Consider the following 16430-nt stretch of genomic DNA (forward strand, 5'->3'; position numbering starts at 1 on the left):
TGGTTGCGATTCACGCCTTCGTGGCTTCACTGAGCGCAGTCTGAACGAGGGTAAGGAGATCGCTTCCGGCATAGAGATAGGCATTGATGCCGGCCGCATCGAGCTCCTGTGCGAGTTCGCCAGGCTTGCCTGCTAGATAAACCCTCCTCGCGCCAGCCCGCTTCAGTACTTCTGCTACTGCGACGGCCTGGATGGCGTAGACAGCGTCTGACGAACAGATGCAGGCGATCCGCGCGCCGGAGGTCACGAACGCCCGACCCACGGTCTCGGGATCCGAAAACCCCTCCTCGTTCACCGCCTCAATGCCGCCTGCCGCGAAGGCGTTGGCGGCGAAGGTCGAGCGGGCGTTGAAGACGGCGACCGCCCCGAGATTCGCGAGAAACACCATTGGCCGCTGCCCTGTCTCGGCAAGATGGGTGTCGGAAAGGTCGCGCAACGTTTCGTAGGGCTCGGAGAGGCGGATTGAGGGCAATGCCTCGCAGGTAGTCGTCTCGGTTCCGCCGAGAGAGAAAGCCTGCGCGAGTGTCTCAGTGGGCAAGATGTCGAGGACCGTCACCGGCTTCTCAGCGAGAAACGGAAACTCGCTCGCTCCGGTGATCGGATCACGCCGCGTGGCGACATTCTTGGCGCGGATGGCCCGGGTCTCGCCGATGCGGCCCTGAATCGCGCCGGACTGCAGGCTCGCGATGATGCCGCCTTCGCGCTCGATCGCCTGGAACGCGGCCCAGGCCGTGGTGGTGAGCTCCTCGGTAAGCGCCTCGAAGCCGCCGGCTCCGGCCGCGGGATCGGCAACGCGGGCGAGATTCGATTCCTCGATAAGGACGATCTGGCTGTTGCGTGCCACCCGACGAGCGAAGGCGTCGGCGAGGCCCAAGGATGCGGTGTAGGGGAGGACTGTCACAGAATCCGCGCCGCCGAGGCCGGCCGAGCAGGCGGCCATCCCGGTGCGTAGGATGTTCACGAACGGGTCGCGTCGGCTCATCATCCGCCATGCGGTCTCCGCGTGCAGACGCAGCGGTTTTGGCTCCAGCCCGCAGGCGGCTTCCACCCGCGCCCAAAGGCGGCGCATGGCACGGAATTTGGCGATGGTGAGGAATTCGTCGGCATCGGCCACGAGCAGGATGGCGACCGCGTCGCGAGCGCGGGCGAGGTCATGCCCACCGGCCTCCAGCATGCGCAGATAGGCGACCGCCGCGGCGAGGGCGGCGGCAAGTTCGGCAGCCTCGCTGGCGCCGGCCTCGTGGTATGGTCGCCCGTCGGCGAGCATCGCCCGGCCGGTGAAGCCGGCCCGATCGAACTCGGAAAGCAGAGACGACACGGCTGCGCCGAGTTCGGGGATGGTCGCATCGAGCCGGCCGGTGGTAGCGAGAGTGCCGATCGGGTCGATCCCGAGGTCGAGATCGAGACGGCCGAGATCTTCGCTGCGATGCGCGGCCAGCGCCTTGACCAGCCTTGCGGCCTCCAGGCCATGTCCGCCGGCATCAAGGCGCATCGCGATTAGCGACAGCATCACGCCGGCAAGCGCTTTGTCGAGGGTCTGCACGTCCTCGGCCTTCAGGCCGAAACCGCGCGCTGAGGCTGCACCCGAGAATACCAGGGTGAGCGCATCGGCGCCGCCTTCGAGATCGGCCAAAGCCAGATCGTGCGCGGCTTGCGCTTCGGGATGGTCCACCCGCTGGGAGATGCGCCACGGGCCGGGCGCGCGCATAGGCTGCGCCACGGGGGCGGCCGGCTCGTAGAGCGGCTCGATCCGTATGCCGTCCGTCGATCTGGAGACGAGCCGCTTCTCGAAATCTCCACCCTTCAGGACGCCTTCCACCAACCCGAGCCAACGCTCGCGAGTCGGAGTCGGAAACAGGTCGGCGAGGGGGCGGTCTTCCATCGTCAGGGCCTTGGCGCGGGCTTCCGCCGGCCGCTCGTGGCCGGACGCTTTCGGCGACAGCCCTCGCACGGCAAGGCTTGGCGGGCAACACGGCGCACCTATCAAAGAAGTCGAGGCGGAGGCAAAGAAAGCGCTCCCGTCCTCAGGGCGTCGCACCGAAGAGCAGCCGCTGTCTAGGCTTCCTCATCCGAATAGGATCAGACCGGCGAAACCGAGTGAGCCGACGATGATGCGCCACCAGGCAAACAGCCGAAATCCATGTGAGGCGACATAGTCGAGCACTGTGCGCACCACGATGAAGGCAGAGATGAAGGCTACGACGAAGCCGATGACAATTAGTCCTGCATCGTCCTTCGAGAGGTTTTTATAATTGTCGAGGAGATCCTTTGCGAAGGCGCCGGCCATTGTCGGGATCGCAAGGTAGAACGAAAATTCGGTTGCCGAGCGTTTGTCTGCTCCCATCAGCATCGCCCCGACGATGGTGGCGCCTGAGCGCGACACGCCCGGAATCATGGCTAGGCATTGGAAGATGCCAATCTTGAAATCCATTGGCAGGGTAAAATCGAAGACGTCGCGCTTCTTCACATCGAGTTCGGTCTCGTCGAGGACGAGGAGGACGAGACCGCCGGCCACCAGCGTGGCGCAGACGATCCAGGGATTGAACAGGTAGAACTTTATATACTTCGAGAACAGCCCACCGATAATCGCCGCGGGCAGGAACGCTAGGAGGATGCCGAAGACGAAGCGTCGCGCGTTCGGATCGGTGGAGAAGGCCGTGGCGATCCCGAGGAGGCGGCGGAAGTAGACGGCGAGGATCGCGAGAATCGCGCCGAGTTGGATCAGAACTTCGAACGTGTTGTTGGGCGATTGAAAGCCGATGAAATGACCGACGAGAAGCTGGTGGCCCGTGGAGGAGACCGGGATGAATTCGGTGGCGCCCTCGACAACGGCGAGCACAACCGCCTTCACGATGCTCATGGCATCCATCATGTCATCGCCTCGATTGTTCAGAGTGAAAAGCACGGTTCGCCGGGAGGTGTCGGCGATCAGGGTTGATGAGCGGTTACCGGGCCATGTTCAGCGTGTTAATGAGGCGGCAATGATCGGGCAATAAGTCTCGACTGCCGACCATCTTCCATGCGGCCTCGACACGGCGCGTCCCGCGACTTTTTTCCCTCTCAAACGGCCTCTATGGCGACGCTTCACCACTCTCCCTTTTGTCCGCACTCGCGCTTCATCCGTCTCGTACTCAGCGAGATGGGCATGGAGCCTGCGCTCGTGGAGGAGCGGGTGTGGGACCGCCGGGAGTCTTTCTTGCTCATCAACCCGGCAGGTACGACGCCGGTCCTGGTAGAGGAAACGGGGCTTGCCATCCCGGGAGCAGGGATCATCGCCGAATATCTCGACGAGACCCGCGGTCTCGGCCTGACCGGACGGCGTCTCCTGCCCGAGACCACCGCTCAGCGCGTGGAGGTCCGCCGCCTACTTGACTGGTTCCTGGTAAAATTCGACGCGGAAGTGACCGGCTACCTCGTCACCGAAAAGATCTCCAAGCGGTTCATGACCAGTGCCAACGGCGGCGGTCCGCCAGACATGAACGCCATCCGGGCGGCACGTGCCAATGTGCGTTATCATATGAAATACATCGGCTATCTGATGTCCCGTCGGAAATGGATCGCTGGCGATCATCTGACCTATGCGGATCTCGCGGCCGCGGCCCACCTTTCCTGCGTGGATTATCTCGGCGACGTGCCATGGGACGAGGACGAGACGGCGAGGGACTGGTACGCGCGGCTGAAGTCGCGCCCCTCGTTCCGGATGCTGCTGGCGGACCGGGTGCCGGGCATGGCGCCGGCCGATCATTACGCGGACCTGGATTTCTGAACACTCCAGCAGACCTCACTCATCCGAAAGGTAAGCGGGCGGCCGGTCGCCGGCAGCAGCGCAAGATCCTCTCCGGTGATGCCCTGAGACAGGCTGTCGAGGCTCGCGCCCGTCATCTCGGCCTCGACTTGGTTCGGGTCACGACACCCGATGCCGTGCCTGCGCTTCGAGAGCGCCTGTCGGCATGGCTCGCAGCTGGGCACCACGGCGAGATGGCCTGGATGGTGGATCGCGCCGACCAGCGCGCAGATCCGGCGACCCTGTGGCCGGGAGTCCGTAGCGTAGTGATGCTCGGCATGACCTACAGCCCCGAGACCAACCCGCTCTCGTTGCTGGCGTTGAAGAATCGCGGCGCCATCGCGGCCTATGCCCAGCGCCGGGATTATCACGAGGTTTTGAAGGGTAAGCTCAAGGAGCTCGGCGGTTACCTCTCCGCCAAGGGCGACGTGCGGGTGAAGGTGTTCGTGGATACCGCGCCCGTCATGGAGAAGCCTCTGGCCGCCGCAGCCGGCCTCGGATGGCAGGGCAAGCACACTGTGTTGATCTCGCGCGAGCATGGAAACTGGCTGCTCCTAGGGGCGATCTACACCTCGGCCGATCTGGTGGCCGATAAACCGGAGGACGACCATTGTGGCTCTTGCCGCCGCTGCCTCGACATCTGCCCCACGGCGGCGTTTCCGGCGCCCTATCAGCTCGATGCCAGGCGCTGCATCTCCTACCTCACCATAGAACACGAGGGTCCGATCGCACCGGAATTCCGGGACCTCATCGGCAACCGCATCTTCGGCTGCGACGATTGCCTCGCCATCTGCCCCTGGAACAAGTTCGCCGTGATCGCCGCAGAGGGGCGTCTAGGTGCGCGGGCCGACCTCGCCGCACCGCCGCTCGCGGAATTGGCGCGACTCGATGATGCGGCCTTCCGGACGCGTTTTGCCGGAACTCCCGTGAAGCGCACGGGGCGCGACCGCTTTCTGCGCAACGTCCTCATCGCCATCGGGAATTCGGGCGACGTATCCCTGGCGGTCGAGGCCGAAAGTTGCCTGTCCGACGCGTCGCCGCTGGTGCGCGGCATGGCGGTGTGGGCTCTCGGTCGCCTTGCCGACGCGGCGGTAGTGCACGACCTTTTCAATCGCTACGCCATCGGCGAAACGGATGCCGATGTCCGCGCGGAATGGCGCGCGGCACGCGATTACGTGGGGAATACGGCGGCATGAACCTCTTCGTCTTCGGTCTGGGTTTCACGGCACGCCGCTTCGTCGAACGCGCGTCCGGACGGTTCGACAGGATCCGCGCCACCGTCACCGACACGACCCGGCCGGGCGCCGGGTTCGGCGATGTTGTTCTGCGCGGATTCGGTCCCGATGCGGATGACGAGCGGATCGCGGCGGACCTCGCCGATACGGACGTGCTGCTGGTCTCGGCGCCGCCGGGACGGGAGGGGGATACGGTGTTGGCGCGTTATCGCGAGGCCATTGAGAAGAGCCGGATCGGCTGGATCGGCTATCTCTCCACCATCGGAATCTACGGCGACCAGCAGGGCGCCTGGATCGACGAGACCACGCAGCCCAACCCCACCAAGGGGCGTTCCCACGGCCGCATCGCCGTGGAAAAGGCCTGGCTCGATCTCGGGGCGCGGACGGGCAAGGCGGTGCAGGTCTTCCGCCTGTCCGGCATCTACGGGCCCGGCCGCAACCCGATCGTCAAGCTGCGGGAGGGCAAGTCGCAGCGGATTATCAAGCCGGGACAGGTGTTTAACCGCATCCATGTGGACGACATCGCGACGACTCTGCTCGCTTCCATCGACAGGCCGCGCAACGGCGCGATCTACAACGTCACCGACGACGAGCCGACGGCGCCGCAGGTGGTGACGGAATATGCGGCGGGGCTCGCCGATCTGCCCCTGCCGCCGGAGATCGATTTCGAGACCGCCGATCTCAGCCCGATGGCGCGCAGCTTCTACGGCGAGAACAAGCGCGTGCGAAACCGCCTGATCCGCGAGGAACTCGGCGTCGACCTCGCCTATCCGACCTACCGCGAGGGGCTGGCCGCACTGGTCGCGGATGCCTCCATCTGACCCCCGGTTCGAGCTCCATTGCGGGCCCCTTCGGTACCGGATTCGGAAGGGCTTCGGTACGGGATTCGGAAGGGCTTCGTACCGGATTCCGCGGTCAGGCCGCGCGTTTGTTCGCGGCCGGGCCGAAATGGCCGATGTAGCGGGCGGCGATGGCCGAGACCGGCAGCACCACGAACACGTCCGTCGTGCCGAACTGGTGGTCGATCACCGCGCCGTCGCCGAAGGTGGCGCCCACCCGCAGGTATCCCTTGATCAGCGGGGGCAGCGCCTGGAGCGCGGCCTTCGGGTCCACCACCTCGCGCGGCAGACGGTCCATGGCGACGTGCCGCCCCGGCAAGGCCCTGGCGCACCAGGGCTCGGGGGCGCGGGCATGGTGGTGGAGGAAGCTCAGGGCGAGGGCGAGCCTGTCGGGGTCGGTCCCCTCCAGGCTGGCGCAGCCGAGCATGGCGTCGATCCGGTGATGCTGGACATAGGCCCAGATCCCCGCCCAGAGCAGTTCCACCGTGCGCTTGGTGCGATAGGGCTTGAGCACGCAGGAGCGGCCGAGTTCGAGGAAGCGCTTGCCGGGATGGGCGGCGAGCAGCGGCGCGATGTCGTACTCGCCCGCGGTGTAGAAGCCGAAATTGCGGTCGGCGGCGTCCTGGCGCAGCAGGCGGTAGGTACCCACCACCTTCGGCCTCGGGCGGCGGAAGGGCTTCGCCTCCGTCGCCGCATGGTCGATCACCAGCAGATGGTCGCAAACCGTGTCGTAATCGTCGATGTCCCGCCGCGACAGCAGCGACATGCCCGAGGCGACCGCCGACATCTCCTGGTAGAACACCTGGTAGCGCAGGCGCTGGGCGCGGCGGATCTCCGAGACGGTGGTGGCGAGGCGCACTTCGAGGTCGCCGATACGCCCGAGGACCGGGTCGAGACCCGGAGCGGCGAGCGGTTTCTTCAGGCGCGGCTTGAACTTGATCGGCGTCCCGCCCGGCGGGATCAGCGCCTTCGCACCGAAGCCCGGAAGGCTCGTGAAACCGGAAAACCCGGCAAAGCCCGCAGTCCCGGCCTCCAGGCGCTTCTGCTTGAAACGGGCGATGGGGGCATGGACATGCGCTTCCCAGCCGTTGAGCCACGCCGTGGACGCATCGCGCGCGAAGTTCGGGACCATGGTCCAATCCGCTCTGCCAGACCCGCGAGGCCGGCTCCCGATGGAGCGCCGGAGCCTCATGTCGGCGGGGCCACATCATCACGAAGCCCGAACGCTTTTATGACAGGCTTTTGCGTTTAGCCAGAGATGGTTAGTGAGTGCGGGGAAGGGTGTGGCCCCGGCGGCTCCATGGGTAGCCGCCGAAGCATCGGCAGGCCGTTCCTTCTCCCCCGAGGGCGGAGAGGAACCGGTCCTTGGCGTCCCGGTCTCAGACGAACTGGTTCAGGCCGGGGATCGAGCCGACGATGGGGCCCATCACGTCCTCGCCGGCCTTCTCGCGGCCGAAGGCGAAGAGTTCGCGGCCGAGTGGCTGCATCTGTCCCATGGGAACGCCCGCCGCCATCAGCTTCTGGCCGAGCGCCATCACGCCGCCGCCCATCATGCCGCCGAGCATGCCCATCAGGCCGCCGCCGCCCTCGCCCTCGTTGGACTGGGCCGCCGCAGCGTCGGCGCCGGGCATCGCCGCGAAGAGCTGGGCGACCTCGGTGGCCGGCCCTTCCTTCTGCAGGAAGGCGAGGATGTGGCCGATGGCCGTCTGCGCCGTCGCGGCATCGAGACCGGTCACGTTGGTGACGCGGGCGATCAACTCTTCCATGTGCAAATGCTCCAACGCATGCGGGTCCGTAGTCCATCCGGCCTGTCCGCGATGAAATCAAGCGCCGGCTCCGGCGGCGCTGGAAAATGCGTGTCGTCGGCGGCATAACGCCAGGGTCGACGCGCTGGGCGCGACGCGAAGCGGTGGGTTCAGGCGATCATGCAGAGCGACGGCACCATCCTCGTCGGCAAAAGCGGCACCAAGCCGGAGGCGCTCACCCTCAGGCTCGCCAACCGCCACGGCCTCGTGGCCGGGGCCACCGGCACCGGCAAGACGGTGACGCTCCAGGTCCTGGCCGAGGGCTTCTCCAATGCCGGCGTCCCGGTCTTCGCCGCCGACATCAAGGGCGACCTGTCCGGGCTGGCGGCGGCCGGCGAATCGAAGCCGGTCTTCGTGAAGCGTGCCGAGGAGCTCGGGATCACCTACGAGCCCGACCGCTTCCCGGTGGTGTTCTGGGACCTGTTCGGGGCGCAGGGGCACCCGATCCGCTGCACGGTCATCGAGATGGGGCCGCTGCTGCTGGCCCGCCTGCTCGAACTCAACGACACGCAGGAAGGCGTGCTCAACATCGCCTTCCGCGTCGCCGACGACAACCAATGGCCCGTCCTCGACCTCAAGGACCTGCGCGCGCTGCTGCTGTTCCTCACCGAGAACCTCAAGGAGATCTCGGGCAAGTACGGCAACGTCTCGGCCGCCTCCGTCGGAGCGATCCAGCGCCAGCTGCTGATGCTGGAGAACCAGGGCGCCGACCAGTTCTTCGGCGAGCCGGCCCTCGATCTCAACGACTTCATGAAGGTCGACCGCGAGGGGCGCGGGATCGTCAACATCCTGGCCGCCGACAAGCTGATGCAGCGGCCGCGTCTCTACGCCTCGTTCCTGCTGTGGATGCTGTCGGAACTGTTCGAGCAGCTTCCCGAGGTCGGCGACCTCGACAAGCCCAAGCTCGTGTTCTTCTTCGACGAGGCGCATCTCCTGTTCGACGGTGCGCCCAAGGCCCTGCTCGATGCGGTGGAACAGGTGGTCCGCCTGATCCGCTCCAAGGGCGTCGGCGTCTATTTCGTCACCCAGAACCCCCTCGACGTGCCGGAGACCGTGCTCGGCCAGCTCGGCAACCGGGTCCAGCACGCCCTGCGCGCCTTCACGCCCCGCGACCAGCGCGCGGTGAAGGCGGCGGCCGAGACCTTCCGCCAGAATCCCGGCTTCGACGTGGCCAAGGCGATCACCGAGCTCGCCGTCGGCGAGGCCCTGGTGAGTTTCCTCGAAGCCAAGGGCACGCCCTCGGTGGTGGAGCGCGCCCTCATCGCCCCGCCCCAGGGCCGGGTCGGACCGCTGACGGAGGCGGAGCGCGCCGATCTGATCGCGAAAAGCCCGCTGCGCGGAAAATACGACGAGGCGGTGGACAACGAGAGCGCCTACGAGATCCTGGCCAAGCGCAAGAACCTCGATTCCGCCCCCGCCGAAGCGGCGCAGCAATCGGAGGGCGGTCTGAGCGGCATGCTCGGCGGGCTGCTGGGCGGCGTGCTCGGCTCGAAACCCGCCGCCAAGGGCGGCCGCCGCCCGCCGCAGAGCCTGGCCGAACAGGTCATCGGCAACGCCGCCCGCTCCATGGCGCGGACGGTGGGCACGCAGGTGGGCAATGCGATTTTGCGGAACGTGCTGGGTGGGCTGATGAAGCGGTAGGTCGTGCGATGAGGGTGGTGTTCGAAGCGCAGCCCAAGAGCGATAGCTTCACAGTCTTCTATGTGGTTCTGACGCTCGGATTTTACCTTCTCCTCGCGTTCAGCTGGGAACTGGATCGCGCATTCAATCTTTTCATCCTCCTCGTTCCGATCCTGCTGATCCCTGGGCTGCTCCTCGCCGTCACGCTCCTCGTCGGCCTTACTCTCAACCTTTTCCGGCGCCGCTGGCGGCGAGTTCTATCGGTCCTCATGGCACCATTCGCGGCAGCGGTGCCGCTGTTCCTCTGCCAACATCTAGGCCTCACGCCCACTTGGCTACGCTTCACACTCAACCGAAGCCACTATGATGCAGAAATCGCCCGCATGGTGAGGCAGGCGGACGCCCCCCGACTGAAGGCATTCGATTGGGGAGAGACAGGCGGAGCCGGTTCGACGAACCAATTTCTTACGCTCGTCTTCGACGAAGCGGGTGAGATCATTCTTTCGGCGGATCAACGTTCCAAACGTTGGCTTGAGCAGGCTCGTCAGGACTGGAGACTCCAGGGTATCCACCGAGATGGCGCCAAGGTTAATATTCAGCACCTCGGCGGGCATTTCTACGCCGTGACACAGACCGATTGAAGCAAGCGTTGGCGCTCCAAATTTCGATTAGGATTCCGTTTTGGAGGGCTACTCGCGCGGACCTGCAATGATGCCACGGGCCCTGCGGGCCTCAATGCGATCGCATGACGACTCATGGAGGAGGCGGGCGCCGATGGCCTTGTCGTTGAAGGAAGCACTCGCACGACGGGACGCGCCAAAGGCCGAGTCCAGCGCCCGTTCCGGTATCCCCGTTCGCCCGCGGCTGCGCATGAAAGCCGAGATCGACAAAGCTGACATCGACCGCCCGGTCGACGTTGCCCGTCTCCTCGTCTCGCACGGGGTGTCCCTCAAGCGGGCGCACGGGTTCCTCCAGCGCATCGCCGCGGGCGACACCGTCGCGGCCCAGATGTGGAGCGAGAATTCCGACGCCCTCGTCGCCGATTTCTCGGATCTCGGCATCGAGGCGGTCGAGTTGAAGATCCCAGAGGTCAGTCCGAAGGACATCCGGACGCGGTTGAACCTGTCTCAGGCGGATTTCGCGACGGCGTTCGGCTTCGAGCTCGATACGGTTCAGAATTGGGACCAGGGCCGCAACCGGCCCGACGCCTCCGCGCGCATCCTGCTGGCGATCATTGCGCGCCATCCGTCCATCGTGGAATCGGTGCTGATGGAACGCGATGACGTGGGAATCGAAGGACCCCCGAGTGCCTCGCCCGGCATCCCGGCCGCGCCATCGCATTGACAAATCACCCCCCGAGCGCCTATCCAGCCTCGCAACGCGCGGCTTCCTCGACGAAGTCCGCGCGTTTCGCGTTCGCGCATCGCTCGATCGGTGTCGCGGATGACCTGAACAAGAAGACGGTCCAGGCGTGAGCCGGAGGCCGGCAGAGAACACGAGAGAGAACGATGTTCGCAGTCATCAAGACGGGCGGCAAGCAATATCGCGTTGCCGCCAACGACACCATCACGATCGCCACCCTCGAGGGTGAGCCCGGTTCCGCCGTGACCTTCGGCGATGTCCTGCTGTTCACGAACGGCGAAGGCGCCACCCAGGTCGGCGCGCCGCTCCTGTCCGGCATCAGCGTCGCCGGCGAGATCGTCAGCCACGGCCGCGACGCCAAGGTCATCGCCTTCAAGAAGCGCCGCCGTCAGAACTCGCGCCGCAAGCGCGGTCATCGCCAGCACCACACCGTGGTGCGCATCACCGGCATCAGCGCCTGACGTTCTGATCGACACATTCGGAGTGATTTCCCATGGCCCATAAAAAAGCAGGCGGCTCGTCCCGCAACGGCCGCGACTCGGCCGGTCAGCGCCTCGGCGTGAAGAAGTTCGGTTCCGAGGCCGTCATCGCCGGCAACATCATCGTTCGCCAGCGCGGCACCAAGTTCCACCCCGGCGTCAATGTCGGCATCGGCACGGATCACACCCTGTTCGCCAAGGCGGATGGCCGCGTGCTGTTCCAGGTGAAGCGCGGACGCGCCTTCGTCGCCGTCGTGCCGCACCAGGAAGCCGCGGAGTAATCCACGGTCTCCCATTGCGAGGCGACATCCCGCTTCGGGCGGCGCCTTCGCGAGAATCGACAGGCCGAGAATCGATGGATATCGGAGGGAGGATGGCGAACCATCCTCCCTTTCGTCGTCTGAACGGTGTTGCGTCCGGAAGCGGCCGGCCATGACGAAGCGCACTCTCGTACTGGCCGGCCTCGTGCTGGCGGGTCTCCTGCTGGTTGGGCTCGCGGCGGCCGTCTTCGGTCCGAAGGGTCGAAGCGAGGCGCCCGCATCCGGGGTCGTCAGGACCGACGATGCGCCGCAGCCGTCTCGAAAGATTCCGACGCTCTATTGCGAGTTCTACAATTTCGTCGGCCGCAGCCCCAAGGTCGGCTTCACCTTCGCGGTGACCGACCGGGATTCGCGGCCGGACTTCGCCCAGGTGAGCCAGTTCGAGATGGACGGAAGCCGGGCCGAGTTCGGCCGGGATACGCCGCGCCCGGCCTGGGCCTTCGACGATGCGCAGGTTCCGGCGACGCTCACCTCGCCGGACGGCGCCATCGTCATCAATCTCTACGCCTATGACCGGACGAAGTCGGGTGGGGCGTGGTTCGAGGCGGGTCTGCGCAGCGTGCAGTACCTGAACCTCGACGGGAAGTGCCGACAGGGCGCAGCCTGATCCCCGATCCTCCCTGATTCGCGCCGGCATGCCGCGCGACCGAACGACAGAGACGAGAGCACCCGTGAAATTCCTCGACGAAGCCAAGGTCTATGTCCGCTCCGGTGACGGCGGCGCCGGCTGCGTCGCGTTCCGGCGCGAGAAGTTCATCGAGTTCGGCGGCCCGAACGGCGGCGACGGCGGGCGCGGCGGCGACGTCTGGGTCGAGTGCGTCGACGGCCTCAACACGCTGATCGACTACCGCTACCAGCAGCATTTCAAGGCCAAGAAGGGCGAGCACGGCATGGGCTCGAACCGCCACGGCGCCAACGGGGCGGACGTGGTGCTCAAGGTCCCCGCCGGGACCGAGATCATCGCCGAGGACGGCGAGACCCTGATCGCCGACATGACCCATGTCGGCCAGCGGGTGCGCCTCGCCAAGGGCGGCAATGGCGGCTTCGGCAATGCCTATTTCACCACCTCCACCAACCGCGCGCCCAAACACGCCAATCCGGGGCTCGAGGGCCACGAGCAGTGGATCTGGCTGCGCCTCAAGCTCATCGCCGATGCCGGCCTCGTCGGCCTGCCCAATGCCGGCAAGTCGACCTTCCTCGCCACGGTGACGGCGGCCAAGCCGAAGATCGCCGACTACCCGTTCACGACGCTCCATCCGGGCCTCGGCGTGGTGCGCTCCGACGAGCGCGAATTCGTGCTCGCCGACATTCCCGGCCTGATCGAGGGCGCCCATGACGGCGTCGGCCTCGGCGACAAGTTCCTCGCGCATGTGGAGCGCTGCCGCGTGCTGCTCCATCTGGTGGAGGCGACGAGCGAGCATGCCGGCAAGACCTACAAGCTGGTCCGCAAGGAGCTCGAGGCCTACGGCAACGGCCTCGCCGACAAGCCGGAGATCGTCGCCCTGTCGAAGGCCGACATCGTCGATCCCGACACTCTGAAGGAGCAGGTGGCGCGCCTGAAGCGGGCCGCCAAGGTGAAGCCGCTGATCCTGTCCTCCGCCACCGGCCTCGGTGTGCAGGACGCCCTGCGCGCGGTCACCCGCGAGATGATGGAGGCCAAGGCGGCCGAGGCCGAGGCACAGCCGGCGGAGGCCTGGCAGCCGTGAGCGACGGTCCTCCTGCGATGTGCTAGCATGCCGGTCGTCCCAGCTAGCGGGCGAGAACGTGTCATGACCAGGCAATTGAATATTCGCAGCGACGAGGCCCATGCCCTGGCCTCGGACATCGCCGAACGCCTCGACACCAGCGTGACAGACGTCGTTCTGCAGGCCCTGCGGGAGTTCGGGGCGAAGCTCACGCCACGTGATGAGCTCACGCCGAGCCAACAGGCGGAATTCGAGGCGCTCCGGGCTCTGGCAAAGAAAGCTTCGGCCAACAAACGGCCGGGTGCCACCTCCGATCACCGGGATATGTACGACGCTTTCGGCCTGCCCATATGACCGTCCTCGACACCTCGGCGATCGTGGCCATCGCCTTGTGCGAACCCGAGGAGTGGGACTTCAACCGCCTCATCGCGAGTCGCAAGGCGGTGGTCGGGGCTCCGACCCTGGTCGAGGCCCGCATGGTTCTCGACTCGCGAATCCCGGACGAGGTGGTGAACTTTCTCGACGGCCTGACGAGCCGTCCGGCGATCACCGTGCTCGGCTTCGATGCGGAGATGCATGAACTCGCTTGTGACGCCTTCGCCCGCTTCGGCAAGGGGCGCGGTCATCCGGCCCGGCTCAACTTCGGCGACTGCCTGTCGTATGCGGTGGCAAGGCACACCAAGCTCCCGCTTCTGTTCAAGGGCGATGATTTCGGACGAACCGACATCACGTCCGCATGGCCCCTGACGTGATGATCCCCTCGCTTCAAGATTTCCGCCGCGTCGTCATCAAGGTCGGCTCCGCGCTCCTCGTCGATCGTTCGCGCGGGCGGTTGCGCCATGCCTGGCTCGCGGCCCTCGTCGAGGACATCGCCGACCTGCATGCGCGCGGCGTCGATGTCCTCGTGGTCTCGTCCGGCGCCATCGCCCTCGGGCGGACGGTGCTCGGCTACCCGCCCGGCACGCTCCGGCTGGAGGAGAGCCAGGCCGCCGCGGCGGTGGGGCAGATCGCGCTCGCGCGCTACTGGGCCGAGGCGCTCGGCCATCACGGCATCGCCGCCGGCCAGATCCTGGTGACGCCGCAGGACACCGAGGAGCGCCGCCGCTACCTCAACGCCCGCGCGACGGTGCTGAAGCTCCTCGAAGTCCGCGCCGTCCCGGTGGTCAACGAGAACGACACGGTCGCCACCAGCGAGATCCGCTACGGCGACAACGACCGGCTCGCCGCCCGCGTCGCCACCATGATCGGCGCCGACGTGCTGGTGCTGTTCTCGGATATCGACGGGCTCTACACGGCGCCCCCCGCCAGCGACCCGCAGGCGCGGCATCTGCCCCTCATCGAGCGGATCACCCCGGAGATCGAGGCCATGGCCGGAGGGCCGGCCTCCGAACTCTCGCGCGGCGGCATGCGGACCAAGGTCGAGGCGGGCAAGATCGCCGCGAGCGGCGGGACGCACATGATCATCGCCGACGGGCGCGAGAAGAACCCCCTGCACGCCATCCTCCAGGGCGGGCGCTGCACTTGGTTCCTGTCGGGCTCGAACCCCGTCGCCGCGCGCAAGGCCTGGATCGCCGGCTCGCTGGAGCCGCGCGGCATCCTCGTGGTCGATGCCGGTGCGGCCCGTGCGTTGCAGGGCGGCGCGAGCCTGCTTCCGGTCGGCGTCACCGGGATCGAGGGAAGCTTCGGGCGCGGGGATGCGGTGGTCATCCGGGACGTGCAGGGCCACACCCTCGGGCGGGGCCTCGTGGCCTATGACAGTGCTCAGGCGGCACAGATCATCGGTCGCCCGAGTCGAGAGATCGCCGAATTGCTCACTCATCCCGGTCGCGCGGAAATGGTGCATCGCGATGACCTCGCGATGGTGGGAGAATAGGCTCGGATATTGAGCAATGTGCTTGTTTTGCCGCCTCCGTGCATGGCATGACAGCGCAATCGATATGCCGCCATCGCCTTGAACGGTGAGCTGCGAGGAACCAGACCGTGCCCGTTCTGAACCTGAGATCCGATTTCGCCGCGCCCCCCGATCTCTCCGAGCAGATGCACGAGATCGGGCGTCGCGCCCGCGCGGCCGCGCGCCGGGTCGCGCAGGCGTCGGCCCAGGCGAAGGACATCGCCCTCCGCCAGGTGGCCGACCGCCTGAGGATGAACCGCGACGCGATTCTCGCGGAGAACGCCCGCGACGTCGCCGCCGCGAAGGCGAACGGACAGACCCAGGCGCTCATCGACCGTCTCACCCTCGACGAGGGCCGGCTCGCCGCCATGGCCGACGCGGTGGCCAAGATCGGCGCGCTGCCCGATCCCGTCGGCCGCCAGCTCGCGGCGTTCGAGCGGCCCAACGGCCTGCTGATCGAGCGCATCGCCGTGCCGCTCGGCGTCGTCGGGGTCATCTTCGAGAGCCGCCCCAACGTCACCGCCGATGCGGGCGCCCTCTGCCTGAAGGCCGGCAATGCCGCCATCCTGCGCGCCGGCTCCGACAGCCACCGCACCGCCATGGCGATCGCCGGCGCCATGCGCGAGGGGCTGGAGGCAGCCGGCCTGCCCGCCGACGCGGTGCAGATCGTCCCCACCCGCGACCGCGCGGCGGTGGGCGCCATGCTGTCGGGGCTCGACGGCTGCATCGACGTGATCGTGCCCCGCGGCGGGCGCGGGCTCGTGGAGCGGGTCCAGTCCGAGGCCAAGGTGCCGGTCTTCGCCCATCTCGACGGGATCTGCCACGTCTACGTGGCGGCCGGTGCCGATCTCGACATGGCCCGCACCCTGGTGCTCAACAGCAAGATGCGGCGCACCGGCATCTGCGGCGCGGCCGAGACCCTGCTGGTGGATCGGGCGGTGGCCGACACCCATCTCGCTCCCCTGGTCACGGCGCTGATCGAGGCCGGGTGCGTCGTGCGCGGCGATGCGGCGACGCAGGCCGTCGACGGGCGGGTCGTGGCCGCGACGGAGGCCGACTGGCGCACCGAGTATCTCGACGCGATCATCGCGGTGAAGGTGGTGGACGGGCTCGATGCGGCCATCGCCCATATCGAGACCAACGGATCGCACCACACCGACGCCATCGTCACCGCCGACGCGGACGAGGCGACGCGCTTCCTGGCGGAGGTCGATTCGGCCATCGTCACCCACAATGCCTCGACGCAATTCGCCGATGGCGGCGAGTTCGGCTTCGGCGCCGAGATCGGCATCGCCACCGGGCGCATGCATGCGCGCGGTCCGGTGGGCGTCGAGCAGCTGACGACCTTCAAGTACCGCGTCCACGGTCGCGGGCAGACGCGTCCTTGATGCGGCCTGCCTGATGCGGCTC

At 66.9% G+C, this 16430-nt stretch carries 18 protein-coding genes; 14 read left to right on the forward strand and 4 right to left on the reverse strand.

Translation table 11 applies throughout. The features are described 5' to 3' along the window. Window positions 1-10: 10 nt before the first annotated feature. Entirely contained in the window at window positions 11-1882 is a 1872-nt protein-coding gene (locus tag ACFQ4G_RS12960) for a methylmalonyl-CoA mutase subunit beta (RefSeq protein WP_238206252.1), read from the reverse strand. A 183-nt stretch (window positions 1883-2065) separates the two neighbouring features. Next, window positions 2066-2869 (reverse strand): undecaprenyl-diphosphate phosphatase, encoded by an 804-nt coding sequence (locus ACFQ4G_RS12965; protein ID WP_238206254.1) that lies wholly within the window; start codon window positions 2867-2869, stop codon window positions 2066-2068. A gap of 204 nt (window positions 2870-3073) precedes the next feature. Here ACFQ4G_RS12965 and ACFQ4G_RS12970 point away from each other — a divergent pair, with 204 nt between their 5' ends. The 3 genes from ACFQ4G_RS12970 to ACFQ4G_RS12980 all read left to right on the forward strand — a co-directional run bounded on the left by ACFQ4G_RS12970 (window position 3074) and on the right by ACFQ4G_RS12980 (window position 5840). After that, window positions 3074-3766 carry a glutathione S-transferase family protein gene (locus ACFQ4G_RS12970; RefSeq protein ID WP_238206134.1) on the forward strand — a complete coding sequence of 231 codons (693 nt, stop codon included), beginning with the start codon at window positions 3074-3076 and terminating at the stop codon, window positions 3764-3766. Between the two features lie 83 nt (window positions 3767-3849). Then, window positions 3850-4980: a tRNA epoxyqueuosine(34) reductase QueG gene (queG, locus tag ACFQ4G_RS12975; RefSeq protein ID WP_379040375.1), complete on the forward strand. Its 1131-nt coding sequence runs from the start codon at window positions 3850-3852 to the stop codon at window positions 4978-4980. Continuing rightward, window positions 4977-5840, forward strand: coding sequence for an SDR family oxidoreductase (locus tag ACFQ4G_RS12980; protein WP_238206136.1), 864 nt, complete (start codon window positions 4977-4979; stop codon window positions 5838-5840). The genes queG and ACFQ4G_RS12980 overlap by 4 nt, the downstream gene beginning before the upstream one ends. A 94-nt stretch (window positions 5841-5934) precedes the next feature. On the opposite strand, the gene ACFQ4G_RS12985 is transcribed toward ACFQ4G_RS12980, so the two are convergent. Both ACFQ4G_RS12985 and ACFQ4G_RS12990 read right to left on the reverse strand, forming a co-directional pair. After that, window positions 5935-6990 carry a GNAT family N-acetyltransferase gene (locus tag ACFQ4G_RS12985; RefSeq protein WP_238206137.1) on the reverse strand — a complete coding sequence of 352 codons (1056 nt, stop codon included), beginning with the start codon at window positions 6988-6990 and terminating at the stop codon, window positions 5935-5937. A 247-nt stretch (window positions 6991-7237) separates the two neighbouring features. Beyond that, complete coding sequence (locus ACFQ4G_RS12990) at window positions 7238-7624, reverse strand: DUF2267 domain-containing protein (RefSeq protein ID WP_238206138.1); 387 nt, start codon at window positions 7622-7624, stop codon at window positions 7238-7240. Window positions 7625-7783: 159 nt separating this feature from the next. Between ACFQ4G_RS12990 and ACFQ4G_RS12995 the strand changes: the two genes are divergently transcribed. The 11 genes from ACFQ4G_RS12995 (at window position 7784) to ACFQ4G_RS13045 (ending at window position 16408) form a co-directional block, all read left to right on the forward strand. Then, complete coding sequence (locus ACFQ4G_RS12995) at window positions 7784-9304, forward strand: helicase HerA-like domain-containing protein (RefSeq protein WP_238206139.1); 1521 nt, start codon at window positions 7784-7786, stop codon at window positions 9302-9304. A 17-nt stretch (window positions 9305-9321) separates the two neighbouring features. Further along, window positions 9322-9924: a hypothetical protein gene (locus ACFQ4G_RS13000; RefSeq protein ID WP_379040347.1), complete on the forward strand. Its 603-nt coding sequence runs from the start codon at window positions 9322-9324 to the stop codon at window positions 9922-9924. Window positions 9925-10057: 133 nt separating this feature from the next. Then, entirely contained in the window at window positions 10058-10627 is a 570-nt protein-coding gene (locus tag ACFQ4G_RS13005) for a helix-turn-helix domain-containing protein (protein WP_238206141.1), read from the forward strand. Between the two features lie 164 nt (window positions 10628-10791). Continuing rightward, window positions 10792-11106, forward strand: coding sequence for a 50S ribosomal protein L21 (rplU, locus tag ACFQ4G_RS13010; protein WP_238206142.1), 315 nt, complete (start codon window positions 10792-10794; stop codon window positions 11104-11106). 32 nt (window positions 11107-11138) lie between these two features. Further along, window positions 11139-11405, forward strand: coding sequence for a 50S ribosomal protein L27 (rpmA, locus tag ACFQ4G_RS13015; protein WP_238206143.1), 267 nt, complete (start codon window positions 11139-11141; stop codon window positions 11403-11405). Between the two features lie 151 nt (window positions 11406-11556). Continuing rightward, window positions 11557-12051, forward strand: coding sequence for a hypothetical protein (locus ACFQ4G_RS13020; RefSeq protein ID WP_238206144.1), 495 nt, complete (start codon window positions 11557-11559; stop codon window positions 12049-12051). Between the two features lie 64 nt (window positions 12052-12115). Continuing rightward, the gene (gene obgE, locus ACFQ4G_RS13025) at window positions 12116-13150 is read left to right on the forward strand and encodes a GTPase ObgE (RefSeq protein WP_238206145.1); all 1035 of its coding nucleotides are present in this window, start codon (window positions 12116-12118) and stop codon (window positions 13148-13150) included. 63 nt (window positions 13151-13213) lie between these two features. Continuing rightward, complete coding sequence (locus ACFQ4G_RS13030) at window positions 13214-13483, forward strand: type II toxin-antitoxin system VapB family antitoxin (protein ID WP_238206146.1); 270 nt, start codon at window positions 13214-13216, stop codon at window positions 13481-13483. Continuing rightward, the gene (locus tag ACFQ4G_RS13035) at window positions 13480-13881 is read left to right on the forward strand and encodes a type II toxin-antitoxin system VapC family toxin (protein WP_238206147.1); all 402 of its coding nucleotides are present in this window, start codon (window positions 13480-13482) and stop codon (window positions 13879-13881) included. The genes ACFQ4G_RS13030 and ACFQ4G_RS13035 overlap by 4 nt, the downstream gene beginning before the upstream one ends. Further along, window positions 13881-15002 (forward strand): glutamate 5-kinase, encoded by a 1122-nt coding sequence (gene proB / locus ACFQ4G_RS13040; protein WP_238206263.1) that lies wholly within the window; start codon window positions 13881-13883, stop codon window positions 15000-15002. Before ACFQ4G_RS13035 ends, proB begins: the two co-directional genes overlap by 1 nt. Window positions 15003-15109: 107 nt before the next feature. After that, a complete protein-coding gene (locus ACFQ4G_RS13045; protein ID WP_238206148.1) occupies window positions 15110-16408 on the forward strand; it encodes a glutamate-5-semialdehyde dehydrogenase in 1299 nt (432 codons plus the stop codon). Window positions 16409-16430 lie beyond the last annotated feature (22 nt).

Source organism: Methylobacterium marchantiae, from assembly GCF_042679825.1.
Taxonomy (GTDB): Bacteria; Pseudomonadota; Alphaproteobacteria; order Rhizobiales; family Beijerinckiaceae; genus Methylobacterium; species Methylobacterium marchantiae.

Coding starts and splice junctions, on each gene's coding strand:
- ACFQ4G_RS12960 (WP_238206252.1), bottom strand. CDS start 1,882: ATGGAAGACCGCCCCCTCGCCGACCTGTTTCCGACTCCGACTCGCGAG.
- ACFQ4G_RS12965 (WP_238206254.1), bottom strand. CDS start 2,869: ATGGATGCCATGAGCATCGTGAAGGCGGTTGTGCTCGCCGTTGTCGAG.
- ACFQ4G_RS12970 (WP_238206134.1), top strand. CDS start 3,074: ATGGCGACGCTTCACCACTCTCCCTTTTGTCCGCACTCGCGCTTCATC.
- ACFQ4G_RS12980 (WP_238206136.1), top strand. CDS start 4,977: ATGAACCTCTTCGTCTTCGGTCTGGGTTTCACGGCACGCCGCTTCGTC.
- ACFQ4G_RS12985 (WP_238206137.1), bottom strand. CDS start 6,990: ATGGTCCCGAACTTCGCGCGCGATGCGTCCACGGCGTGGCTCAACGGC.
- ACFQ4G_RS12990 (WP_238206138.1), bottom strand. CDS start 7,624: ATGGAAGAGTTGATCGCCCGCGTCACCAACGTGACCGGTCTCGATGCC.
- ACFQ4G_RS12995 (WP_238206139.1), top strand. CDS start 7,784: ATGCAGAGCGACGGCACCATCCTCGTCGGCAAAAGCGGCACCAAGCCG.
- ACFQ4G_RS13005 (WP_238206141.1), top strand. CDS start 10,058: ATGGCCTTGTCGTTGAAGGAAGCACTCGCACGACGGGACGCGCCAAAG.
- rplU (WP_238206142.1), top strand. CDS start 10,792: ATGTTCGCAGTCATCAAGACGGGCGGCAAGCAATATCGCGTTGCCGCC.
- rpmA (WP_238206143.1), top strand. CDS start 11,139: ATGGCCCATAAAAAAGCAGGCGGCTCGTCCCGCAACGGCCGCGACTCG.
- ACFQ4G_RS13020 (WP_238206144.1), top strand. CDS start 11,557: ATGACGAAGCGCACTCTCGTACTGGCCGGCCTCGTGCTGGCGGGTCTC.
- ACFQ4G_RS13030 (WP_238206146.1), top strand. CDS start 13,214: ATGACCAGGCAATTGAATATTCGCAGCGACGAGGCCCATGCCCTGGCC.
- ACFQ4G_RS13035 (WP_238206147.1), top strand. CDS start 13,480: ATGACCGTCCTCGACACCTCGGCGATCGTGGCCATCGCCTTGTGCGAA.
- proB (WP_238206263.1), top strand. CDS start 13,881: ATGATCCCCTCGCTTCAAGATTTCCGCCGCGTCGTCATCAAGGTCGGC.